The sequence below is a fragment of the Oleiphilus sp. HI0080 genome, from assembly GCF_001635135.1.
In genome coordinates, this window is the sequence record NZ_LWFU01001235.1 from 1 (window position 1) to 750 (window position 750).

The window sequence follows — 750 nt, forward strand, 5'->3', positions numbered from 1 at the left end:
CGCTTTGCACAACGCCGTCAATGGTGGTGGTCGCGAGTTGTTGCACTTGCCCTGTGATCGGTGCGATAAGCGTATAGTGCGTTAAGCGCTGTTCTGCTTTGGTCACTTGCTGGGACAAGGCATCGCTTTGGACTTGTAAGGCGTTTTGCTCAGCCAATGTTTGTTTGCGTTTTTCAGCGAGATAGAGCGTTTGCTGTGTGCTGATGCTTTGCTCGGATTGCTTGAGCTGATTCAGTCGTGCTTGTTGCACGGCAAGATCTTGCTGCTCTTCGATGAGTTCTTGTTTGAGTTCAAGATATTGAAGTTTCGAGCCGTAGGATTTCTTACGCAGAGTATCGAGCGCATCTACCCTTTCCTGAATCACGGGTATGACTCGTTGTTTCTTTTTGATTTCACCTTGCGTCATGCTTTGATCAATTTGCAGTTTTACACGCTCGTTTTGGAAGTTCGCAAGCTGCGCGGCGACTTCGGATTGTTCTTGTAGAAGTTGCGCGTGTTGTTGAGTAGATAGTGGTTGAGTGGATAGTGGCTGCGTGGATAGTGGATGAGGCAATTCTTCTACTGCGGGGTCTGACCCCAATGCATTGGGGTCAGACCCCGGGGCAATGTTCGCTGAGCTAAGAAACTCGGATAATAGCTCCAAACGCTGCAGGTTTTGGCGCACACCAGCCAGCTCCGCTTTGAGGCTTTCGTACTCGGCTTTCGCGAGTTGAGCATCAAGCTCTATCAGCACTTGGCCTTGCTCTACGA

The 750-nt window shown here is 50.0% G+C and carries 1 pseudogene; it reads right to left on the bottom strand.

The window, feature by feature from the left end:
- Nucleotides 1-733, bottom strand: a pseudogene (locus A3751_RS23315) (HlyD family secretion protein); the annotation flags it as partial.
- Nucleotides 734-750: the final 17 nt, after the last annotated feature.